The sequence below is a fragment of the Pedobacter sp. NO84 genome (assembly GCF_059703915.1).
On the sequence record NZ_AP046575.1, the window covers coordinates 2,943,914 to 2,963,249 of the forward strand.

Below are 19,336 nucleotides of genomic sequence, written 5' to 3' on the forward strand. Positions count from 1 at the left end.
CACCTCTATGTTAAATCGTAATTATTCTCACTTATATATTTTTCGAGGGCAAGGTAATTATTTCCATAAACTCTGCCTAAATACATCGGTGTAATACTTGATCCAAAGGACATTTTAAATTTCGAAATGCCAATTTTAGAAGGATCCTCTAAATCAACCCCCCCAAGATCCAAAACATCTATGTTATTATTTTTGCACCATCTGGTCATTTCGTGAACAACTCTTCTTGAAGCGGACGAAAATATAACCTGTGGCAACTCTTTATACAGTTCAGATTTCCTTCTGCTAAAAATTCTTCCAACGCGGAGAAAATCTCTTTCTTTATAAGCAGTCATCCCGGCAATTAATTCCGAATTATATCTAACACATATGGTTATGCTTTGATCCAATTCTTCTGGTGGTACCGGTTTCCATCCCCGTTCCTTTTCACACGCTGAATGGAACAGAAATAATTCGTTTAACGGAGTTGAATTAACTTCTACAGAAAACTCAGGAGTCCTATAACTTCGTCTTATTTCATTTCTACATGTTGGATGATAAGTAGCAATTTGCTCCTCTTCAATTTCAATAACCTTAATTATGGCACTGGTTTTCTTGATAACTTGTAAATTTTGATCAGGAAAATCAGACGTACTCGCAAAAAAGATATAATCATAATGGTTACGGTACTCTTCGATTTCAGTATTACCGAAATCAAAAGCAGTTAGTCTCCCATATGTACTTCCATTTTGTAGCACTACTTTCATTAGTACTGTAATATTTTTTCAATTCTCGGACTCCAGTTCCATATTTCATCTGCGATATTCTTTCCTGCATCTCCCGAACCATAGGTATAATTAGACTGGTACTTACCGTGATTGATGTGTTTATTTATGCCATCAATGATTTCTTCGGCACTATAATTTACATCAATTACATTTCCTCCCCGCTCTCTTCCGTTCTGCCTACTTCCAATATTTACAACAGGCACACCAAGATAAGTACTTTCTCTTATTCCCACTGAGCTATTTCCAATTAAACATAGAGAATGATTGATAAGTTCAAGAAAATCAGTAGGCTCCATGTTCTTAAAGAAATGGATGTTTTCTATAACTTCTGGTTGATGTTCTCTGTATGATCTAATCCCTTTTGACGTTCCATCAGATCCCGCATCCACATTAGGCCAAAACCAAAGGGTTGGAATATTCATTTTTGAAATGGCCTTGAGCGTTTCTTCAATATGCTTTCTGCTCGATTCATATTCTGTGGTAACAGGATGTTGCATAACAACCAAGTAGCCTTCTGAAATATTTATTTTATGGCCTACGCCCCCATATTTAATAAAGGGATCAAAGCTTAACTCTTTCCTATCGATAATTTCTTTAGCGAGATCTATACTCGGACAACCGGTCATCTTTACACTTTCTTCATGCTCTCCCATCCGTACAACGCGCTCTTGTGCTTTTAAAGAGGCTACAAGATGCAAATCAGATAGCTTCGTGATAGCATGACGAACTTTCTCATCAATATTTCCGGTAATTTCTCCACCCTGAATATGGATAAGAGGAATGTTCATATAGCTGGCAGATATAGCCGTTGCCATGGTTTCAAATCTATCTGCAACAGTAACAATCACATCGGGCTTTAAATTATCAAATACTGTTGACAGTTCTAAAATACCAATACCAGTTGTTTTTGCAGCTGCAGTTGGATTCTCGCCTTCAAGCACATTAAAAACTCTGGCGCTAATTTCGAACCCATCATTTACGATGTAATTAACAGCACTGCCATATCTATCAAGCAATGCTGAAGCAGCAACTACAAGCTGAAGTTCCAATTTGGGGTGCTTTTGGATTGCTTTGAGCGCAGTTTTAATTCTACTGTAACTGGGTCTAGCTGTTACAACAACACAAACTTTTCTTTTATCTTCCATCTTGTTCCAGATCTTGCGGGTTTAAAAAATCCCATTTATTCATTTGGTGAGCGATTCGTTTTCCCAGCACCTCTTTATATTGATTTGCAGGAATGCCATATCCTTTGGGTTTTTTGGCTTCCAGATCCTCATTTCTTAAAATATGTCCCGCTTCTAAATGTTTATTTACCGCTAAAGATTTTTCAAACATTGATTTCAGTTCCGTATACTTTACGGTAGAGTTTTTATCGATCTTTGCAGTCCTCGCTTCCTCAATTTGCTTGATCCCTTCTACCAACATCGAAACCTGGGGTAGCGTTAGGGATGCTTTTGCATCAGGCCCAAACATTTCCTTGTTAAAGACCACGTGAAACTCTAAAATATCAATTCCCAATGTTGCTGCCGCTAGACCTGCATATATCTCACCAGAATGATCCGAAAAACCAATTGGATATGCAAACCTAGATTTCAATTCATTGATCACATTTAATCCCCATTCTTTGGGCTGAGTGGGATAGGCCGTAGTGCATTGCAATATAGAGAGCTCATTTTTATAGGGAACCAAAAAATTTACAGCTTGCTCAATCTCTTCAAAAGAGCTCATTCCTGAAGATAAAATAATAGGTTTACCTGTTTGGGCAATCCTTTCTAACAATAAAAAGTTACTTACCTCGCCAGAGCCTATTTTATAACGTTTTACATCCAGCTCTTCTAATAAATCAACCGCAGCATTAGAAAATGGAGAAGAAATAAACTCTAGTCCAGCATCGTCGCAGTGCCGCTTAAGTTCTTTCCATTGCGGCAAGCTAAATTCCATGCGTTTCCAATAATCATACCTCGTATCGTCTTCATAGCTAAATTTTATACGGAAAGGCTCAAATTCACTACTTTCGGCCTCAGCTATATGCGTTTGGAACTTTATAGCATTGATTCCACTATCCTTCAATGCATCAATGTAAGAATGGGCGATACCCAAACTTCCCTCGTGTGCCTGACCTATTTCGCCAATAATGAACATAATTATAAATTATTTTCCGATTTTAACCACTGAACAGTAATTCCTAGCCCATTATTTAAATTTATGGTGGGTTCATAATTAATTAATTGCTTTGCCTTAACTATACTTGCCAAACTATGTTTAACATCCCCATCTCGTTCTGGTTGATATTTTGGCTTAATAGAAGTTCCAGCGATAGCTGATATAATTCTCCACAAATCATTTAACGTTGTTCTCTCATTACAAGCTATATTAATTACCTCAGATTGAGTTAAAGTAATATTCAACATTCCTTTAATGTTAGCCTGTACAGCATTCTCTACAAATGTAAAGTCACGGCTAGTTAATCCATCACCATTTATTGTTGGTGTTTCGCCGTTCAACGCTGCATTTGTAAACAGGGGTATAACCGCAGCATATGCACCTTTAACGTTTTGTCTCGGGCCAAATATATTGAAATACCTTAGGCCTAATGAATGAAAGTTATACGTTTTAGAAAATACTGCCGCATAAAGTTCGTTTACAAATTTCGTCACTGCATAAGGCGATAATGGATTGCCGATAGTATCTTCTATTTTAGGCAGGGCGGGGTGATCGCCATAGGTACTTGAGCTTGCTGCATAAACAAATTGTTTAACCCCAGCTTCTCTTGAGGCCATCAGCATATTTAAAAACCCAGTGATATTAACATCGTTTGTTGTAAGCGGATCATTTATAGATCTTGGAACCGAGCCTAGGGCCGCCTGATGGCTCACGTAATCAATGCCGTCAACGGCCTTCATACATTCCTCTCTATTTCTAATATCTCCTTCAACCAATTCAAAGGCAGGGTTACTTTTAAAATTCTTTATATTATGATGAAACCCAGTAGAAAAATTATCCAAAACGCGTACTTTTTTGGCCTTGTATTTTAAAAGATATTCTACAAGGTGAGAGCCAATAAATCCTGCGCCCCCCGTGATTAAAAACGACTTATCACCCAAATCATCATTATGGTATTTAATGTCGTACATCTTTATAAACTTCCATCAACTAAGTGTTTCCCTAAACAAGATTTCACGTCGTATAATATCGAATTTTCTCTTCTCAAGCCATCAAAATCGAAATCATTAAACTCCTTATGGGATACGGCTAATATAATTGCATCAAATGCGTCTGTAGCAATGTTTTCTTTTTGATCAACGGTTTCGATGCCATATTCATGAAGCACCGCTGATGGTTTGGCCCAAGGATCAAACACCGTGATTTCGGTATGATATGTTTTAAGTTCGTTGATAATATCAATAACTTTAGTGTTTCTCACATCAGGACAATTTTCCTTAAAGGTAAAGCCCAAAACAAGTATTTTGGCTTTTTTTACAGGAATATCCTTTTTAACCATTAGTTTAATAACTTCTCCAGCTACATAAGCTCCCATCCCATCGTTTAATCTTCTACCCGCTAGGATAATCTCTGGGTGATAACCTACTTCTTGAGCCTTTTGAGCCAAGTAATAGGGATCAACTCCGATGCAGTGCCCGCCAACCAGACCTGGCTTGAACTTCAAAAAGTTCCATTTTGTACCTGCAGCTTCCAATACCTCATTGGTATCTATGCCCAACAGATTAAATATTTTAGCCAATTCATTTACGAAAGCAATATTAATATCACGTTGTGAATTTTCGATTACCTTGGCTGCCTCAGCTACCCGTATTGAAGGTGCTAAATGCGTACCAGCGGTAATAATAGATTGGTATAGCTTATTGATACTTTCTCCAATTTCTGGGGTAGAGCCCGAAGTAACTTTTAAAATCTTAGTAACCGTATGTTCTTTATCGCCCGGATTTATTCTTTCAGGAGAATAACCTGCATAGAAATCAATGTTGAATTTTAACCCAGAAATTTTTTCTAAAACAGGTACACACTCGTCTTCTGTAACGCCTGGATACACGGTTGATTCATAGATTACAATATCACCTTTCTTAAGAACCTTGCCTACAGTTTCACTAGCTTTATAAAGAGGTGTTAAATCTGGGCGGTTATATTTATCAGTTGGTGTTGGAACCGTAACGATAAAAACTGTATTGTCTTTAAGCTGATCCAGATCTGAAGTAAAATAAAGTCCTTTTTTATGTGGTTCACTCGAAATCAAGGGCTTCAATTGAGCTGAATCGATTTCAAGAGTATAATCTATACCCGTATTAAGCTGTTTAATTCGGTTTTCGTTAATATCAAAACCAATAACGGCATATTTCTCTGCAAATGCAACAGCAAGTGGCAAGCCTACATATCCTAGTCCAATGATTGCAATTTTGGTTTCTTCTGAGTGAGGTACTGACATATTAGCTACCGACATGATTCTTTAAGGTATTAAAAGCGTTTTAAAAAATTTTTGAATGCTGATTTGAAAGTAAAGCGACTAGGCTTACTATCAGAGTAATAATCGTAGCCATAACCATAGCCATAGCCATAATAACCATTTTGACCGTTGTCTTTTATACCATTGAAAACGATATTCAATCTAGGGAACTTATCTCTAGCAATTAGATCCATCCTTTTTATCTGGTCTTTTAAGGTTACGCTTTGTCTTACCAAATAAATACTCACATCTGCTAACCTAGCTAAGATCTGCGCATCGGTAACCAAACCGATGGGAGGCGTATCAATCAAAATTTCGTCAAACTGAGTTTTTAAATACGCAATCAGTGTATCCATATCATCCTGCACTAATAATTCTGACGGATTTGGGGGGATAGGGCCTGAACCTACTACAAAAAGATTTTCATGAATACCTGAAGGCTGTATAATGTCTTTAATCTCACTTTTTCCTATTAGATAATTACTTAACCCACTTCTATTTGTTAGGTTAAGGTACTTACTGATCTTAGGCTTGCGCAAATCAAGTTCCAATAACACCGTTTTTTTCCCACTTATCGCAAGGGCAGTACCGATGTTACTCGCAACAAAACTTTTTCCCTCACCAGACATGCTCGACGTGAATAAAGTAACGCGCCCCTTTGTATTCTTGCCATGCATGTACTGTAAATTAGTACGAATAGCTCTGAACTGTTCGGCTACCGCCTTTCTGCTGTTTACGTTTACAACGATAGGATCGGAACTTTCTTCATAACCTATTTCGCCTAACACAGGTATATTAGTTAGCTTAGTAATATCAGAAGTTCTAAGAATTTTATTATTGATGAGCTCTTTAATATAAATATACAAAATAGGCAAAGCTATGCCTAATAGTAGGGCGATTAAAAAAGTGTTCTCTCTTTTTGGCTGAATGGGCTGTTTTGAACTGTACGCAGCATCCACCACTCTACTATCAGCTATAGAAGAAGCATAAGATAATGCGGCCTCTTCCTGTTTTTGCAACAGGTATAAATAAAGGCTTTCCTTTATCCCCTGTTGTCTTTTTATACTTGTAAATTGACGTTCTTGCTGCGGGATCTTTTTGATAGAGTTTTCATAAACCGCACTATAGGATTGAAGGCCGCGTTTGGTACTAAGCAACGAAGCCTCAATATTCTCAATATTGGTTTTCATGCTAGCCCTAATGGTAGCAATTTGCTTGTTCACCGGTTCAAGAATAGGATTTTGAGGTTGGGTAGTGGCCAAAAGGCGATCTCGCTGTAATTGCGCCTCACTTAATTGGTTAAGTTGCGATATCAATACAGGATCTTCTATCCCAAAAGCACCCGGCAATTTTTCTTGTGTCGAATTAGAGTTGATATAGCGTTTAATATCTTTAATAACTTCAAGTTTAATGTTAACCACATTTAATTGAAGATCATTGGCTTTAACATTATCTAAAAATAGAGCGGCATCATCTGTTATATTGGTTAAACCTTGGCTGCTTTTATAAATTTCTGCTTGTTTTTCGACATCAGTAAGCTCTCCACTAATTAAGGCCAAACGCTCATTGATGAACGAAATGGTACTCTGCGTAGTTTGATTTTTATCTGCTAACGCCGCTTCATTATACACTTTAATGAGCGTGTTAAGGATGTCCTTGCCGCGTTTTGGAATTGTTGCGATATAAACCAGTTCAAGAACTGTAGATTGTTTAGAAGCAATTCCCACTTTCAAATTAGAGAGATAGGAATCTGTAACCGCTACAGGATCAGATATTATTAATGTTAATATTTTATTTCTGTTGGAAAAAAAATGTGCCGTTTTCTCTAACTTATAAACCCCCAAGGCACTGCGCTGAACCACATCAAATGCACCGGTAGTTCTGTGACCAGTATTCATATCAATCAGCTCATAGCGAGAGTCGTCTATTATTTTTAGCTGAAATATCTTCCCGTAAATACTTGGGTCGATATCGAGCAATACCATATTAACCGGTCTTTCTTCGTAAATGTCCGAATTTACAACCCTGCCCTCCACATTATATTTCACTGCCAGATTTAAGCGGTCAACTACTTTTGACATTAAAGCTTTAGACTGTAATATTTCGATTTCGTTTTCAACTACTTTTGAGCCTCCAAAAAGATCTAACTGGTTTAAGATATCTTTCGAATCACTCCCTTTCTTGTTATCTTTTATTAACAAGGTAGCCTTAACCTCATAAGTAGGTTTGGTGTACCTCAGATAAACAAATGCAAGTGATAATGTAATCAGTAAACAGAGTACAAAAACGGGCCAGAAGTACAGATATTTTAATAAAATATCTCTTAGGTTTATGCCTTCATTCTCATTAAACTCTTGCTCAAAGTCATTTTGGTGTGGGTCTGTATTCATGTCGTAAAATGAGATGGACTATAGCTGAATAATTAGAAGGGCAACTAAAGAGAGTGCAGATAAAATGATACCTACATTTTTATAGCTAGAATCTACGCTAGAATACTTCGCATTGCCGGGTTCGATATACAGCACATCATTGTTCTGTAAATAGTAATAGGGCGAGTTAAATAATTCCTTACTGGTTAGATCATACCTTACATACTGACGTTTCCCATCTATTTCTCTTATGAGCAATACATTTTTCCTCAAAGCGGTAATGTTTAGGTCGCCCGCCATGCTTAATGCATCGGTTAATGTAATTTTCTCATTCTGAATGGGATAAACGCCCGGTTTCGCTACGTCTCCTAATACAGAAATCTTAATATTTGTGATCCTTAAGCTAACAACAGGTTCCTTTAGGTATTTTAACAAGGTTTGTTGCAAAAGAGTTCTCGCTTCAGCAGTGCCCATACCTTCAACCTTGATAGAACCAAGTTGAGGAATTTGTATTTTTCCTTCCTGATCTACCAAAAAACCATTAACTCCGGCACTTTTCGAAGTTCCATCTGCGGAAGTAGCTATGCTGATATTCCCTTGGTTATAAATTGCTGAGGCAGCTTCATTTAAACTGGTAATGCCAATTGCTAAAATATCTCCCTTTTGTATTTTTAATTTTGCCTGCTCACGTATCGCTTCCTCAATAACGCCCTGAGGAGGCAGATCTTTAAAGTAAGAGACCTGTTTATAAGCTACATTACTACATGAGCCAAAAAAAACAATCAAAAAAGAGAGATAGAAAAATCGTCTCATAAGCAAATTATGCATGGTTTATTTGAATTGGCAAAGATAATATTTAAAGCGATGATTAATACAATTTACCTCAATTAAATCAAGATTATTACTTTATTTCATGCTATGTTTTTTTATTCCGATGTAATGACTAGATTAGTAGATACCAAATCAAATTATTTAATGATTTTTTTTAACCGCTCAAAAAACGCTAAATATGCTGATTTTAGCGCTGTTGGAATTGATATGCATTCTCATCTTATTCCTGGGGTGGATGATGGTGCAACCAATGTCGAAAACAGTTTACAGCTTATCAAGGGTCTCAGGGATCTAGGTTTTCATCATCTCATTACCACTCCTCATACCCTTCAAGATATCCATCCCAATACCCGTGACACCTTAAAACAGGGATTTAGTCTCTTAGACGAAAAATTATTGGATGGGGTGGGTTTAGATGTCTCATCAGAATACTACTTAGATGATCAGTTTACAGAACAACTAAATAATAATGCCTTATTACCTTTACCAGGAAATCGTCTTTTGATTGAGTTTAGTCAGATGGCAAGGCCCCATAATTTAGAGGAACAAATCTTTGAAATTGGGATTAAAGGCTATCGAATCATATTGGCGCACCCAGAACGGTATCTGTTTTTTCACAAAACTTTTAATTATTTTACCCGCCTCAAAGAGATGGGAGTTGAGTTTCAGGTTAATGCCCTTTCCCTAACCGATCACTACGGAAAACACGTCAGGGCCATCGCCGAAAAATTAATTGAAAAGGACATGATCGATTTTATTGGGACCGACCTACACCACGAAAAGCATTTAGAGATTTTAAAGCAGGTGCCAAAAAGCAAATCTTTTGTTCGTTTGTTAGATAGTGGATTATTGCAAAATCAACACCTATTACCAATTACCAACGATAGATAATCCCCACTTTGAACTGTAGGTTATTTACATCTTGTTTATCCCAGTCCCAGAAAAATTTTTCGGGACTTAAAAAATTATACTGGTAGTTTAAGGAGCGTATATAACCGATTTCACTATTAAGGATGAAGCCTTTATAGTCCCAATCAAATCTTCCTGTCGCACTAAGGTCTATCCAATGCCTGCGTACATCTCCGATTCCTTTATACATCAACTCATTATTTTGAACCGTCCTCTCCAATTGGATTCCAATTCTTTTTAATCCTTTTACCCAGCTAACATCCATGGATTGCAAATTACTTGCCGTGCCTATACCTGCACCAAGAATTTGCCCATTATTGGTATAACCATGCAATATTAAATAATGATTATACCAATAATCTGCCTGTCTCAATACTTTGGTGCCCGTTTGCTCCAATTGCGTAAACTCTATACCAACCTGAATATATTGATCTTCGATATTTAAAGGAACCAGTTTTCTGAATCCCGCTACATAAGCACGATTGTGCTCGGGCTCAGAAATGAGATCCCTAAGGTCATAATTATGATCATTTTTGCCAAATTCAACATACACTTCCGCCTTAGATTCGGGGAGTACCCAGCGTGCTGAAAGAGATAAGCGCTGATCACGTGGTATGTCGTCTTCTGTTGTAGAGTTGGTGTCGTAACTATAAGGATAATTCTTTTTTTCGACTCCAGTAAAAATTGGGAAATAATCTGAGAAACCACTGCCAATATCCTTACTATAAATGGTAAAAGAACGTTCGAAACCTAAAAATAGATTTGGTACCCATTTAGGCTGATAAACAAAGTTAATAGCTGATAAATATCGCCAATCCGTACTTTTAGGTGGCAAATTTAGATTTTTGGGCATTTCAATTCCAGAATTTTCTAAGCGCCCGGCTATAATCTGGGTTTCAAAAGTACCCAGCCATGTTTTTACCGGCCTTGTGGTGTTTAAAGTAAGGTGCTTAAAACCATCTGCATTATTACTCATCAATAATGAGCTCCTTATTCCTGGTCCCCACCATAAGTTTTCGTTTGACAAACCTATGGAGGCAGGCCCCAAATTTAAGCGGATGCTGCTTTGGCCCCAATTAAACTTTTGATAGGTATCCGTACCAAACCGCTCTGGTAGATCTATGGTTTTCACATACGTAGTATAGAATTTTGTGAAATTAGGGCCATAATCTGCATCGCTCAACAGCCTAAAGCTTTTATTCTCAGCGAATACGAATTCAGGCCTCAACTGAATAGTTAAGGGACCAATTTTTGCATATATGCCGGCTGAAAATGAAGTTTCGTAGCCCTTTGAAGGAATAAGTGCTCCATCGTTTATACCATAGGGATGATGTGTAGTATATTGCTGTTGCCAAGCAATGGGCAACGCACGCAACTCTGAATTTCCATTAGCACTTTTCCAAAGTAAACGGTTCCATTCCATAAGGCTTGGAGCTTCACGATTGGTAGACAGCTGTAGATCATTTCTGCTATTGATAAAGATGGGGCGAATCATGAAAGATGAATTCGAAGTATCAACCCCTAAGAGCTGTTGTCTCCTATAATTATCATCAATGTTCTGAAGTAAGCCAACCGGTAGTGTTTGGGAAAAACTAGGAGAACTATATAAACACAGTACCGAAAATAGGCTTAGAAATAAAGAGCAAAAAAGAATGGAAAGATGAGGCCTAAAGGTAATACTGGTGTTTTTCACACTGTTGCTCTTTACTTTATAAAACATACTAATTTGGCAAACATACTAATATAATCATTCACCAACACAAATACCTTGTTAAAAGGTAGTAGCTATAGTTGTTTTTCAGTTGCCTAGCCCCTTAAAAATTTTTTGTAAAACCATAAAACCACAGGTCCCGGAAACAAACGCAGAAAAATCTTAACAATCAATGATTTAGAAAATTCAAAAGTATTTAGATGACCAATGTGATAGGCATATTTTAGAAACTTAATCTCATTTTTAATATAATGAAGACCGCTTCTTCGTTTAATGTTCTCTAAACCATCGCCAACCCTAAAATAAATCAGGTCTTCTTGAATATTATAGAATTCATATCCTTTTTTTAGCATTCTCGCAAACAGGCTATAATCTTCAAATAATGGAGTATGGTTATCATAACTACCTGAATCCAATACTGCAGCTTTTCTAAATATAATACTGGGGTGATTAAGGGGGTTCCTGTATTTAGCATAGGAAAGTAAGGCCTCCCCAGATTCTGGCATACGTTTATGAATCTTAAGATCTCCGGGTACTTTGTTAAACTCCTCAACATTACTACCAACTACTGCGATATGTGGATTTTTACTTAAAAATGCTACTTGCTTTTCAAATCTAACAGGAAGGCTAATGTCATCTGTATCCATTCTAGCTACAATATCATATTGACAATGGTGCAGCCCAACTTTTAGGGCATTGCCCAGACCTATATTTTCTTCTAAAACAACGGTTTTTAATAACCCTGGATAGTTAGCTTTGAATAGATCTATAACCTCTGTAAGTTTAACGGTAATAGGTCCATCGATCATCAGAATAAGTTCATCGGGTACCAAAGTCTGTTCTACCATGCTTTGAAGTGCATCGCTTAAATTTTCAGGACGCTCTTTTAAATAAACAGAGAGTAGTACACTAAATTTCATGCTGAATGTTTTGTCCGATCAAATGATCTATAAGTTTTTCCCACTCTATAATTATAGAATCGATTTGATATTGATCTGCTTTTTTTAAGGCTGCAGCGCTCATTTTTCCCCAAGACTCTTGATCCATAATTAGATTACACAATGCATTTGCTAAAGCCGAAATGCTTTTTGGTTTAACCAATATCCCGTTAATTTGATGTTGAATAATTTCATTTGATCCGCTTATATTGCTGCTTACACAAAGCAAGCCTAAACCCATGGCTTCTAAAAGAGCTAGAGGGAAGCCTTCGTAGCGAGATGGTGCCACAAATATAAGTGCATTTTTCAATTTATCCGATAAATTAAATACCCTTCCCGGCATTTTTATGCTCTGGGACAAAGAATATTGATCAACCAAACTCTCCAGTGCCCTTCTTTCGCTTCCTTCTCCGTAAATAATAAGATTCCAGTCTAGAAATTGCGAGTGTATTTTAGCAAATGCCTTAATTAATATGTCAAAACCTTTTTGGGATTCTAACCTTCCAGTGGCTACAATTGTTTTATTTTTTAAACTACCCGCCCTTTGATCAAAGGGTAGAATAAAATTAGGGATGAGAAATACATTTGTTAAAAAAGATGAAAAGTAAGCACGATCAAGTTTTGTTAAAACCACCAATGCATCTAATTTTCGATAATTTATGCGTCTTAGCCCTTGATGAAAGATATTAACAGCATCATGGCTTATGTGCTCGCATCCCACTTTGATAACCTTTTCATTTTTAATCATAGTTAAACAGAGTGAAAGATAACTTCCCTCTGCAAAAATAATAGCTATCTCATGGGCCAATAAAAACTGATCTAACGGTTTAATTAGCTCTTGATACCATTTAATTTTAGCGAATGCTCCCCGAGGATAGGCCGGACGATTTAAGCTGAATAGGGATACCTTGGGAGAAACCTCGTAAAAAAAAGGCTGATCAAAATCGATGCATGTTAAAATCAACACTTGATAGTTGGGTGATTGGGCAAAGCGATTGGCTAAATTACTTACTACTTTTTCTACACCACCCGAAGTAGTGATGTCAGGCAAAAAGAATACTAACTTTTTCAAGACCTACCCTCCTTTTCAAATAAAGCCAAATGTGCTTTGGCAGCAATCTTCCAATCACTGTATTTATTAAGTTGTGCATGTTGTAGCATCTTTAGATTAGGCGGCAAATTAGGTGTGAGGTCATTTAATAAGTATTGTACTTTACTATGATCATTTGGCTCGACCAATATTACCGCCTGGCCGCCAACTTCCGGTAATGCTCCACGATTTGTACAGATGATAGGCAGTTTATGTTTCATAGCCTCAAGCAAGGGCAATCCAAATCCTTCTTCCAATGATAGAAAAAGAAAACAATAAGCATTGGAGTACAAGGTATTTTTTTCTTCTTCGGTTACAACTCCGCTAAAAATGATGGGAGTTGACGCGTATTTCTTAATCAGTTTTTGGCTATACACCCCACTAATTACCAAAGGTTTGTTGATGGTTTGGTTCTGAAACAATTCGATATAACTTTTTAAAGCTTTGTGGGGAGCTACTCCAGTAAGTGTATATATATAATTTTTGGGTTCTATTCGAAGTTTTTGCAATAAGCTAGTGTCTCCATTACTAGTTACTGTTGGGCTGATATGGTTGTTAATTACAACAGCTTTTCTATGCAATTTTGTAAAAATTTCTTTGGCCGAATAATCTGAAACGGTAATTAGCTGATTAATCCTTTTCAAACCATAGGTTAAAGCCAACATACGATAACGTTCTGCTAATGCAAACCGAAGTTCTCTAGGAGCAAAAAAATTAAAAAGTTGGGAATTCAGCCGTTTTTTAAAAGCAAGATCGTGTACCGTAACTATTAATTTAATGGTAGGATGCAAAGAAATTGGCCCAGAATTAGAAGGACACCAAAGCACATCCAATTGATCAGCTTTAGCTTGCTTAGGAAGATAAAATTGTTCGAATAGAATTAAGTTTTTACCCTTGAGCTTAATCAAGTTAAAATTATCAGGCAGAACTATATCCGTATTCGTATTAACATATAGGAAATATTTATTAACCTTATCCAGCACCATAAGCTGTGCCACAACCTCTTTAATGTAATAACCAATTCCCCGCACACTAGATACTGCAAAACGATAATCTATTCCAATATTCATGCGCTTTGCCTTTTAAATAATCCGTACCATAAGCTCAAAACGAGGTCTTGCTGATAGGATGCCAATGTTAAATGGGATTGCGCAACAAATTTTTTCGCCAATTCATTATTCTGTGCCACTCGCTCAATCGACTCGCTTAATTTTATTATGTTTTGTGCAGGCACCAATAACCCATTAATTTCATTTTTAATCAAATGAGCCGGGCCTGTCGGACAATCGAAAGCGATGCATGGCAATCCACATTCCATAGCCTCTAATAATACCATTCCGAAGCCTTCCCTTCGTGATGGCAATACAAATAGGCCTGCTTCCAAATAAACATGGCAGATATCATTAGTATAAGGTAAAATGGTTACTCGGTTTTGGAGCTTATAATGTTCAATTAAACGCTTCAATTCCTCTTTTTTACTTCCTTCACCAATAATTAGCAATTTCCATTCTTCATCTCCCTTGAACTGATGAAATGCTTCGATTAGAAGATCAAATCCTTTCTCTTCTTCAAGCGCTCCTATCGATAAGACTTGTTTATTTTTTAAGGATGCCTTTTCTGTTGTGCTAAAGCTTAAGGGGTTTTGGATAACATACACCTGATTAAATTTCTGCGAATAGTTAGCCTGATCTGTGCTGTTTAAGCAAACGATCGCATCTATTCCTTTATAGAAGAGTTGTCTAATTAACCGCCATTTTTTTGTGGGAGCCATATAACTTGAATGTTCCCAAGCCAAATACTTGATATTTCTATTTAACCAGCTGAACATTCCCATTAAGACGGAACAATATGTACCAACACCTATCATGAAATCTACATCTGCTTTATAGATATAGTTAGAAAGGGCAAAAAGTTCGTTGAGTTTTTGGAAAACTTTATTCCTGTTTGCTTGATACGGGTTTACCACCGTAATTTGAATACTTCTATCAAAATCATAAAAATATTTTTCATTTATTTGATAAAGGGAAATAATATGTACCTGCTCTTTTTTAGTTAGGGCATTGGCAATAACCGCGGTAACACGTTCGCCTCCTCGTTGTAATGACAAGTCACTGATCAGAAATGTAATTTTCATTTTCGACACTTTAACCACCAGTAAAAAATGAGCACTTGTTTCTTAACCATGGAGATAAGCCGATAATGGTATTGTATTGTTAATGTTTCTTTCGCTGCTTCAAAAGATGTTGAGGAGCCTCCAATGCTAAAATTAGCTAAAAGCTGAGGAATAAAGGAGAATCTAGCTTTTTGATTATAGGCTCTGAGCATAAATTCGTAATCGGCTGCAAAGCGATAATTTAAATTAAAGAGACCGATTTTTGAATAAAGCTCTTTTTTAACGAAACAGGTTGGATGTTCTATCATCCCCTTATTTAAAAAAGATGCTTCGTGGCCCATAATGGCTTCTATATGCTGATCCGTATTGTGATACCTTAATAATCCGTGAAAAATCTCAACCTGAGGATGAGTTGAGTATGCAGCTACCACATTGGAAACCGCGTCTTTTTCGTACCAATCATCGCTATTAATTATCCCAATAAGTTCTCCAGTGGCGATCTCAATCCCTTTGTTCATTGCCTCATACATACTTTCATCCGGGGAAGAAATAACCGTGAAATTTCCCTTGTTTAATTTTGCAATAATGGCTAAGGTTTGATCAGTTGAACTCCCATCTACAATAATGTATTGTATGTTGGGATAGGATTGTTTCAACACGCTCTCGATGGTACGTGAAATTGTAGCCTCACCATTATACACCGCTGTAATAATCGATACTTTTGGATCATTTTCCATAATGAACTGGCAAGCGTTTAAACAAGGAAACTATCAGCTCTTTGATAAAGTTATTTTTAAATATCAAGAAAGGCAAGGTAATCAATTGGATACTAAAAAATAGTAGCTGTAAATAATTTGGCCAGTTATAAACTGTTCCCAAAACGCAAAAAAAAGGAAAAACTATGCTTAAACTATATATTAGATAGTCTCCGCTATGCCTCTCCAGTTGGCCATTAATAAAATTTTTCCTAAAATAATGGATAATGTATAGTGAAGATAAGCAGATCGCTAAAACAGTAGGCAGAACTATAGTATATGCATTAGCTATATAGGATAATGCTATAAAAAAAAAGAGATTTAGAACTGTGGCAATGATGTGCGAAAAAAGTAAGGGCCTAAGTTTACCCAATCCTGTTAAAATCGCATATCCTGGGGCCGAAATAACATTAAATAGTTGAGCGATGGCCAATAAAATCAACATTAAAGCGAAGGGTAGAGGGTCTGATTTTATAATCAAGCCGATAGAAGTTAATATTCCACTAATCAATAGCCCGTAACAAATTACACTCATTAATAGTGCGCCCCTTAAAGCCTTGCCATACAATATTTTCGTATTCAGTTCATTTGCCTCACTCTGTTTGGTTACTACGGGAACAATCACCTGAACAGCATTTACCACCAGTTGCCTAACCTGAAGTACGATCCTATTGGCAATATCAAAAGACCCGACAATGCCCAAATTAAAGTATCGATTTAAAAAATATTTAGTTATCGGATCAAAAAGGAGCGTAAATATCGAAATGTACTGAAATGTACTTCCATACCCGAAAAATACCTTAATCGTTGAAAAATCAAATCTCATAAATTTAGCTTTAAGCAGATTAGTTTTGCTCAATAAATACACACCAAAAACTGAAACGCCAATTGATTGAAGGAGTTGGGCATAGAATAATCCCTTTAAACCATATAAATTAACTAATACTATTGCAGAAACACAAACGAATAAGGAAGCAGCGATAAGCACTTTATACTTATGCCTCATTAGTTGCAATCCATCAAGGGAAGTTAAGATTACAGAGTTTATAAAATTAACCAAGAATATAGCTAATGAGAGGAAAAATAGTAGGAAGTAAGATTGCGGAACGACCCTAGTGCTAAAAAGGAAAGAAAGTAGGGGTTGTGCAAATGTTATGCCTAACAGGGCCAACAATCCAGATGTTAGCAGGTTTGTAATCACAGCATTAAAAATAAACTGTCCTATTTTTTGATAGTTATTTTCGGCATGGAAGACGGGGAGAAATCTTAAAATGCAACCTGATACACCAGAACCAACCAGCGTTAAAGCAGACGGGATAGTCATTAAGATAGACCAAATACCCAGTTGTTCCTTGCCCAAATGAGATATTACTAAAATATAGATAACTGCATAGCTAAGTGTTGCTGTGAGCACTTGGACGATGGAATAAAATCCACTTTTTACAATATTGTTTTTATCTGTGCTCAAGATTGGTATACTGCTCAAATAAGTTTATGTCATTAATTCTGGAAGGATGTACAAAGAAATAATTAAACAATTGATCTTCATCATATTTTTCTACTTGTTCAACCCTATGGATAGGAATAACCGATTGATTAAGAATTCCATAACATTGATATTCAAAATCTGATATCAATAATTGAATAAGGTCTTGCCGAGTGTAATTAAAAAAAGCGCTCCAGCGATCGCCTATTTCTAACATGAGTGTTGGTTTATAGTTGAGCAAGGTTTGCTTCGCCCCTTTAACAACAAGAAGTTCTGCACCTTCTACATCACATTTAATAAAATCAATCTCTGTAATCTTATTTTCGGACATGAAGTCGTCCAATCTGGTAACCTCACATTTTTCAGCCCGTAATGATTGTTTTAATTCTTTGGAAACGACGGTGCCCATCGAAGCCCAAGCATCTCCAAGTTGATCTGGCACATAGAATGTAGCTATTTCATGCCGGTCTGAAAACCCCAATTGGTAAATAAAAACATCAGATATATGGTTAAGTTGTAGATTTCTTTTAAGCAATTGAAAAGTTTCAATTATGGGTTCAAAACCATATAGCTTAACAGTTGGGCAACTTTGTTTTATCGCTATACTGAAATAACCGAAATTTGCGCCAATATCAAAAACTGTATCCTGGGGTGAAATCAGACTTTTTATAATTTTTAGCTCTAGTTCTTCGTAAGTTTCGTTATAGGCCAACCCTAAACAACTGAAACCTATGTACGGATCCCATTCGAACTTTAATCCACCCTTAAGGTTTAATATAAAACGATCCTTGTCGATGGTGATTGCCTCCAAATTTGGATTAGACCTGATCAATCCCTGTATGGTAGCTAATTTCCCCATCCTTTTTCGCCTTCGATATTTAGCGAAAAGATGCTTCCATCTCCTTAATATTTTAATTACTTCCATGATGGGGGTAGGTTTCTCTCAATTTCAATGGCATTGAAATCGGTAGTTTCGCGTGCTCCATGTATTCGTACCCATGCAGCCATTTTCTCAATACCCTCTTCAAGGGGGGTCTCCTTTATTAAATGCTTAAACAATAGTTTTGCCTTTTTATGTGAGGCATGGGCATGGACAACTTCCATTCTACTTTCGTGATAGTTGATATCAGGATCCACATTAAATTCTTTTGAAATAATTACCGCCAACTCATAAATTGATGAACCGTTTTCAGACCCAATATTATAAGTTTGGTTATAGGCTTTGGGCATGAAAGCCGCATTGACAATCGGCAAAGCAATATCGTTTATGTAGCTAAAAGATCGTGTTTGCAGGCCATCACCAAAAATGGGCAAAGATTTTTGCTGGAGTAGGTTATTCATAAATATGCCAACCACATTTCTATATTTATCACCAATGTTTTGGCGCTCGCCATATACATTATGGGGCCTAAATATTACGAAATTTAAACCAAACATTTCATGTGCACTTTTTAAGTCTAGTTCTACTGCGTACTTTCCTATTCCATAGGGATCCTCTGGGCAGGGAATGGTCTCTTCTGTAAAAGGGAGTTGATTTTTACCATATACTGCAATGGATGAAGTGAAAACAAAACATTTAACTCCATATTTAATAGCTAGATTGATCAGGTTTATGCTGCCAATTACATTGTTGCTATAATTGAACCGTCTAATAAAATGGCTCAATCCCTCAGCTGCATATGCTGCTAAATGATACACATATTCTACGTTATAGTTTTGAAAAACTCCTTCAAGCTTTACGTGGTCTAGAATATCTATATTTTCAAATATTGCAGCTGGATTTACATTTTCTAAGAATCCACCGCTTAAATTATCTATGGCAATTACCGTATGTCCTAATGTAATTAATTGATCAACCACATGCGATCCAATAAATCCTGCAGCTCCGGTTACTACTATTGATGCCAT

Annotated in this window: 17 protein-coding genes; 1 reads left to right on the forward strand and 16 read right to left on the reverse strand. The window is 36.6% G+C overall.

All coding sequences use genetic code 11. The annotated features are described in order from the left end of the window. Positions 1-5: 5 nt before the first annotated feature. From AC6H0V_RS12870 to AC6H0V_RS12900, 7 genes are read right to left on the reverse strand one after another with little or no spacing between them, the layout of a single operon-like run. Positions 6-746, reverse strand: coding sequence for a GNAT family N-acetyltransferase (locus tag AC6H0V_RS12870; protein ID WP_497560593.1), 741 nt, complete (start codon positions 744-746; stop codon positions 6-8). Then, the gene (gene neuC / locus AC6H0V_RS12875) at positions 746-1,912 is read right to left on the reverse strand and encodes a UDP-N-acetylglucosamine 2-epimerase (RefSeq protein WP_497560594.1); all 1,167 of its coding nucleotides are present in this window, start codon (positions 1,910-1,912) and stop codon (positions 746-748) included. Before neuC ends, AC6H0V_RS12870 begins: the two co-directional genes overlap by 1 nt. After that, a complete protein-coding gene (locus tag AC6H0V_RS12880) occupies positions 1,902-2,909 on the reverse strand; it encodes an N-acetylneuraminate synthase family protein (RefSeq protein WP_497560595.1) in 1,008 nt (335 codons plus the stop codon). Before AC6H0V_RS12880 ends, neuC begins: the two co-directional genes overlap by 11 nt. 2 nt (positions 2,910-2,911) lie before the next feature. Further along, entirely contained in the window at positions 2,912-3,901 is a 990-nt protein-coding gene (locus AC6H0V_RS12885; protein WP_497560596.1) for an SDR family oxidoreductase, read from the reverse strand. Between the two features lie 2 nt (positions 3,902-3,903). Then, positions 3,904-5,208 (reverse strand): nucleotide sugar dehydrogenase, encoded by a 1,305-nt coding sequence (locus AC6H0V_RS12890; protein WP_497560597.1) that lies wholly within the window; start codon positions 5,206-5,208, stop codon positions 3,904-3,906. Between the two features lie 29 nt (positions 5,209-5,237). Further along, the gene (locus AC6H0V_RS12895; protein WP_497560598.1) at positions 5,238-7,616 is read right to left on the reverse strand and encodes a GumC family protein; all 2,379 of its coding nucleotides are present in this window, start codon (positions 7,614-7,616) and stop codon (positions 5,238-5,240) included. A gap of 18 nt (positions 7,617-7,634) precedes the next feature. Then, on the reverse strand, positions 7,635-8,408 hold the full coding sequence (locus AC6H0V_RS12900) for a polysaccharide biosynthesis/export family protein (RefSeq protein ID WP_497560599.1): 774 nt from the start codon (positions 8,406-8,408) through the stop codon (positions 7,635-7,637). A 126-nt stretch (positions 8,409-8,534) separates the two neighbouring features. Here AC6H0V_RS12900 and AC6H0V_RS12905 point away from each other — a divergent pair, with 126 nt between their 5' ends. Beyond that, on the forward strand, positions 8,535-9,317 hold the full coding sequence (locus AC6H0V_RS12905; protein WP_497560600.1) for a tyrosine-protein phosphatase: 783 nt from the start codon (positions 8,535-8,537) through the stop codon (positions 9,315-9,317). Here the strand turns inward: AC6H0V_RS12905 and AC6H0V_RS12910 are convergent. The 9 genes from AC6H0V_RS12910 to AC6H0V_RS12950 all read right to left on the reverse strand — a co-directional run bounded on the left by AC6H0V_RS12910 (position 9,301) and on the right by AC6H0V_RS12950 (position 19,336). Then, complete coding sequence (locus tag AC6H0V_RS12910) at positions 9,301-11,055, reverse strand: capsule assembly Wzi family protein (protein WP_497560601.1); 1,755 nt, start codon at positions 11,053-11,055, stop codon at positions 9,301-9,303. The two genes, AC6H0V_RS12905 and AC6H0V_RS12910, sit on opposite strands and share 17 nt — an antisense overlap. A gap of 86 nt (positions 11,056-11,141) precedes the next feature. Then, positions 11,142-11,966 carry a glycosyltransferase gene (locus tag AC6H0V_RS12915; protein ID WP_497560602.1) on the reverse strand — a complete coding sequence of 275 codons (825 nt, stop codon included), beginning with the start codon at positions 11,964-11,966 and terminating at the stop codon, positions 11,142-11,144. After that, positions 11,956-13,056 carry a glycosyltransferase family 4 protein gene (locus tag AC6H0V_RS12920; protein ID WP_497560603.1) on the reverse strand — a complete coding sequence of 367 codons (1,101 nt, stop codon included), beginning with the start codon at positions 13,054-13,056 and terminating at the stop codon, positions 11,956-11,958. Before AC6H0V_RS12920 ends, AC6H0V_RS12915 begins: the two co-directional genes overlap by 11 nt. Next, complete coding sequence (locus tag AC6H0V_RS12925) at positions 13,053-14,144, reverse strand: glycosyltransferase family 4 protein (protein ID WP_497560604.1); 1,092 nt, start codon at positions 14,142-14,144, stop codon at positions 13,053-13,055. Before AC6H0V_RS12925 ends, AC6H0V_RS12920 begins: the two co-directional genes overlap by 4 nt. Further along, complete coding sequence (locus AC6H0V_RS12930) at positions 14,141-15,208, reverse strand: glycosyltransferase family 4 protein (protein WP_497560605.1); 1,068 nt, start codon at positions 15,206-15,208, stop codon at positions 14,141-14,143. The genes AC6H0V_RS12925 and AC6H0V_RS12930 overlap by 4 nt, the downstream gene beginning before the upstream one ends. Then, positions 15,205-15,924, reverse strand: coding sequence for a glycosyltransferase family 2 protein (locus AC6H0V_RS12935; RefSeq protein ID WP_497560606.1), 720 nt, complete (start codon positions 15,922-15,924; stop codon positions 15,205-15,207). The genes AC6H0V_RS12930 and AC6H0V_RS12935 overlap by 4 nt, the downstream gene beginning before the upstream one ends. Next, the gene (locus tag AC6H0V_RS12940) at positions 15,914-17,410 is read right to left on the reverse strand and encodes an MATE family efflux transporter (protein WP_497560607.1); all 1,497 of its coding nucleotides are present in this window, start codon (positions 17,408-17,410) and stop codon (positions 15,914-15,916) included. The genes AC6H0V_RS12935 and AC6H0V_RS12940 overlap by 11 nt, the downstream gene beginning before the upstream one ends. Beyond that, a complete protein-coding gene (locus AC6H0V_RS12945) occupies positions 17,397-18,353 on the reverse strand; it encodes an FkbM family methyltransferase (protein WP_497560608.1) in 957 nt (318 codons plus the stop codon). The genes AC6H0V_RS12940 and AC6H0V_RS12945 overlap by 14 nt, the downstream gene beginning before the upstream one ends. Then, a complete protein-coding gene (locus AC6H0V_RS12950; protein ID WP_497560609.1) occupies positions 18,344-19,336 on the reverse strand; it encodes an NAD-dependent epimerase/dehydratase family protein in 993 nt (330 codons plus the stop codon). The genes AC6H0V_RS12945 and AC6H0V_RS12950 overlap by 10 nt, the downstream gene beginning before the upstream one ends.

Coding starts and splice junctions, on each gene's coding strand:
- AC6H0V_RS12890 (WP_497560597.1), bottom strand. CDS start 5,208: ATGTCAGTACCTCACTCAGAAGAAACCAAAATTGCAATCATTGGACTA.
- neuC (WP_497560594.1), bottom strand. CDS start 1,912: ATGGAAGATAAAAGAAAAGTTTGTGTTGTTGTAACAGCTAGACCCAGT.
- AC6H0V_RS12930 (WP_497560605.1), bottom strand. CDS start 15,208: ATGAAAATTACATTTCTGATCAGTGACTTGTCATTACAACGAGGAGGC.
- AC6H0V_RS12915 (WP_497560602.1), bottom strand. CDS start 11,966: ATGAAATTTAGTGTACTACTCTCTGTTTATTTAAAAGAGCGTCCTGAA.
- AC6H0V_RS12910 (WP_497560601.1), bottom strand. CDS start 11,055: ATGTTTTATAAAGTAAAGAGCAACAGTGTGAAAAACACCAGTATTACC.
- AC6H0V_RS12900 (WP_497560599.1), bottom strand. CDS start 8,408: ATGAGACGATTTTTCTATCTCTCTTTTTTGATTGTTTTTTTTGGCTCA.
- AC6H0V_RS12870 (WP_497560593.1), bottom strand. CDS start 746: ATGAAAGTAGTGCTACAAAATGGAAGTACATATGGGAGACTAACTGCT.
- AC6H0V_RS12935 (WP_497560606.1), bottom strand. CDS start 15,924: ATGGAAAATGATCCAAAAGTATCGATTATTACAGCGGTGTATAATGGT.
- AC6H0V_RS12885 (WP_497560596.1), bottom strand. CDS start 3,901: ATGTACGACATTAAATACCATAATGATGATTTGGGTGATAAGTCGTTT.
- AC6H0V_RS12945 (WP_497560608.1), bottom strand. CDS start 18,353: ATGGAAGTAATTAAAATATTAAGGAGATGGAAGCATCTTTTCGCTAAA.
- AC6H0V_RS12895 (WP_497560598.1), bottom strand. CDS start 7,616: ATGAATACAGACCCACACCAAAATGACTTTGAGCAAGAGTTTAATGAG.
- AC6H0V_RS12950 (WP_497560609.1), bottom strand. CDS start 19,336: ATGGCATCAATAGTAGTAACCGGAGCTGCAGGATTTATTGGATCGCAT.
- AC6H0V_RS12905 (WP_497560600.1), top strand. CDS start 8,535: ATGACTAGATTAGTAGATACCAAATCAAATTATTTAATGATTTTTTTT.
- AC6H0V_RS12880 (WP_497560595.1), bottom strand. CDS start 2,909: ATGTTCATTATTGGCGAAATAGGTCAGGCACACGAGGGAAGTTTGGGT.
- AC6H0V_RS12925 (WP_497560604.1), bottom strand. CDS start 14,144: ATGAATATTGGAATAGATTATCGTTTTGCAGTATCTAGTGTGCGGGGA.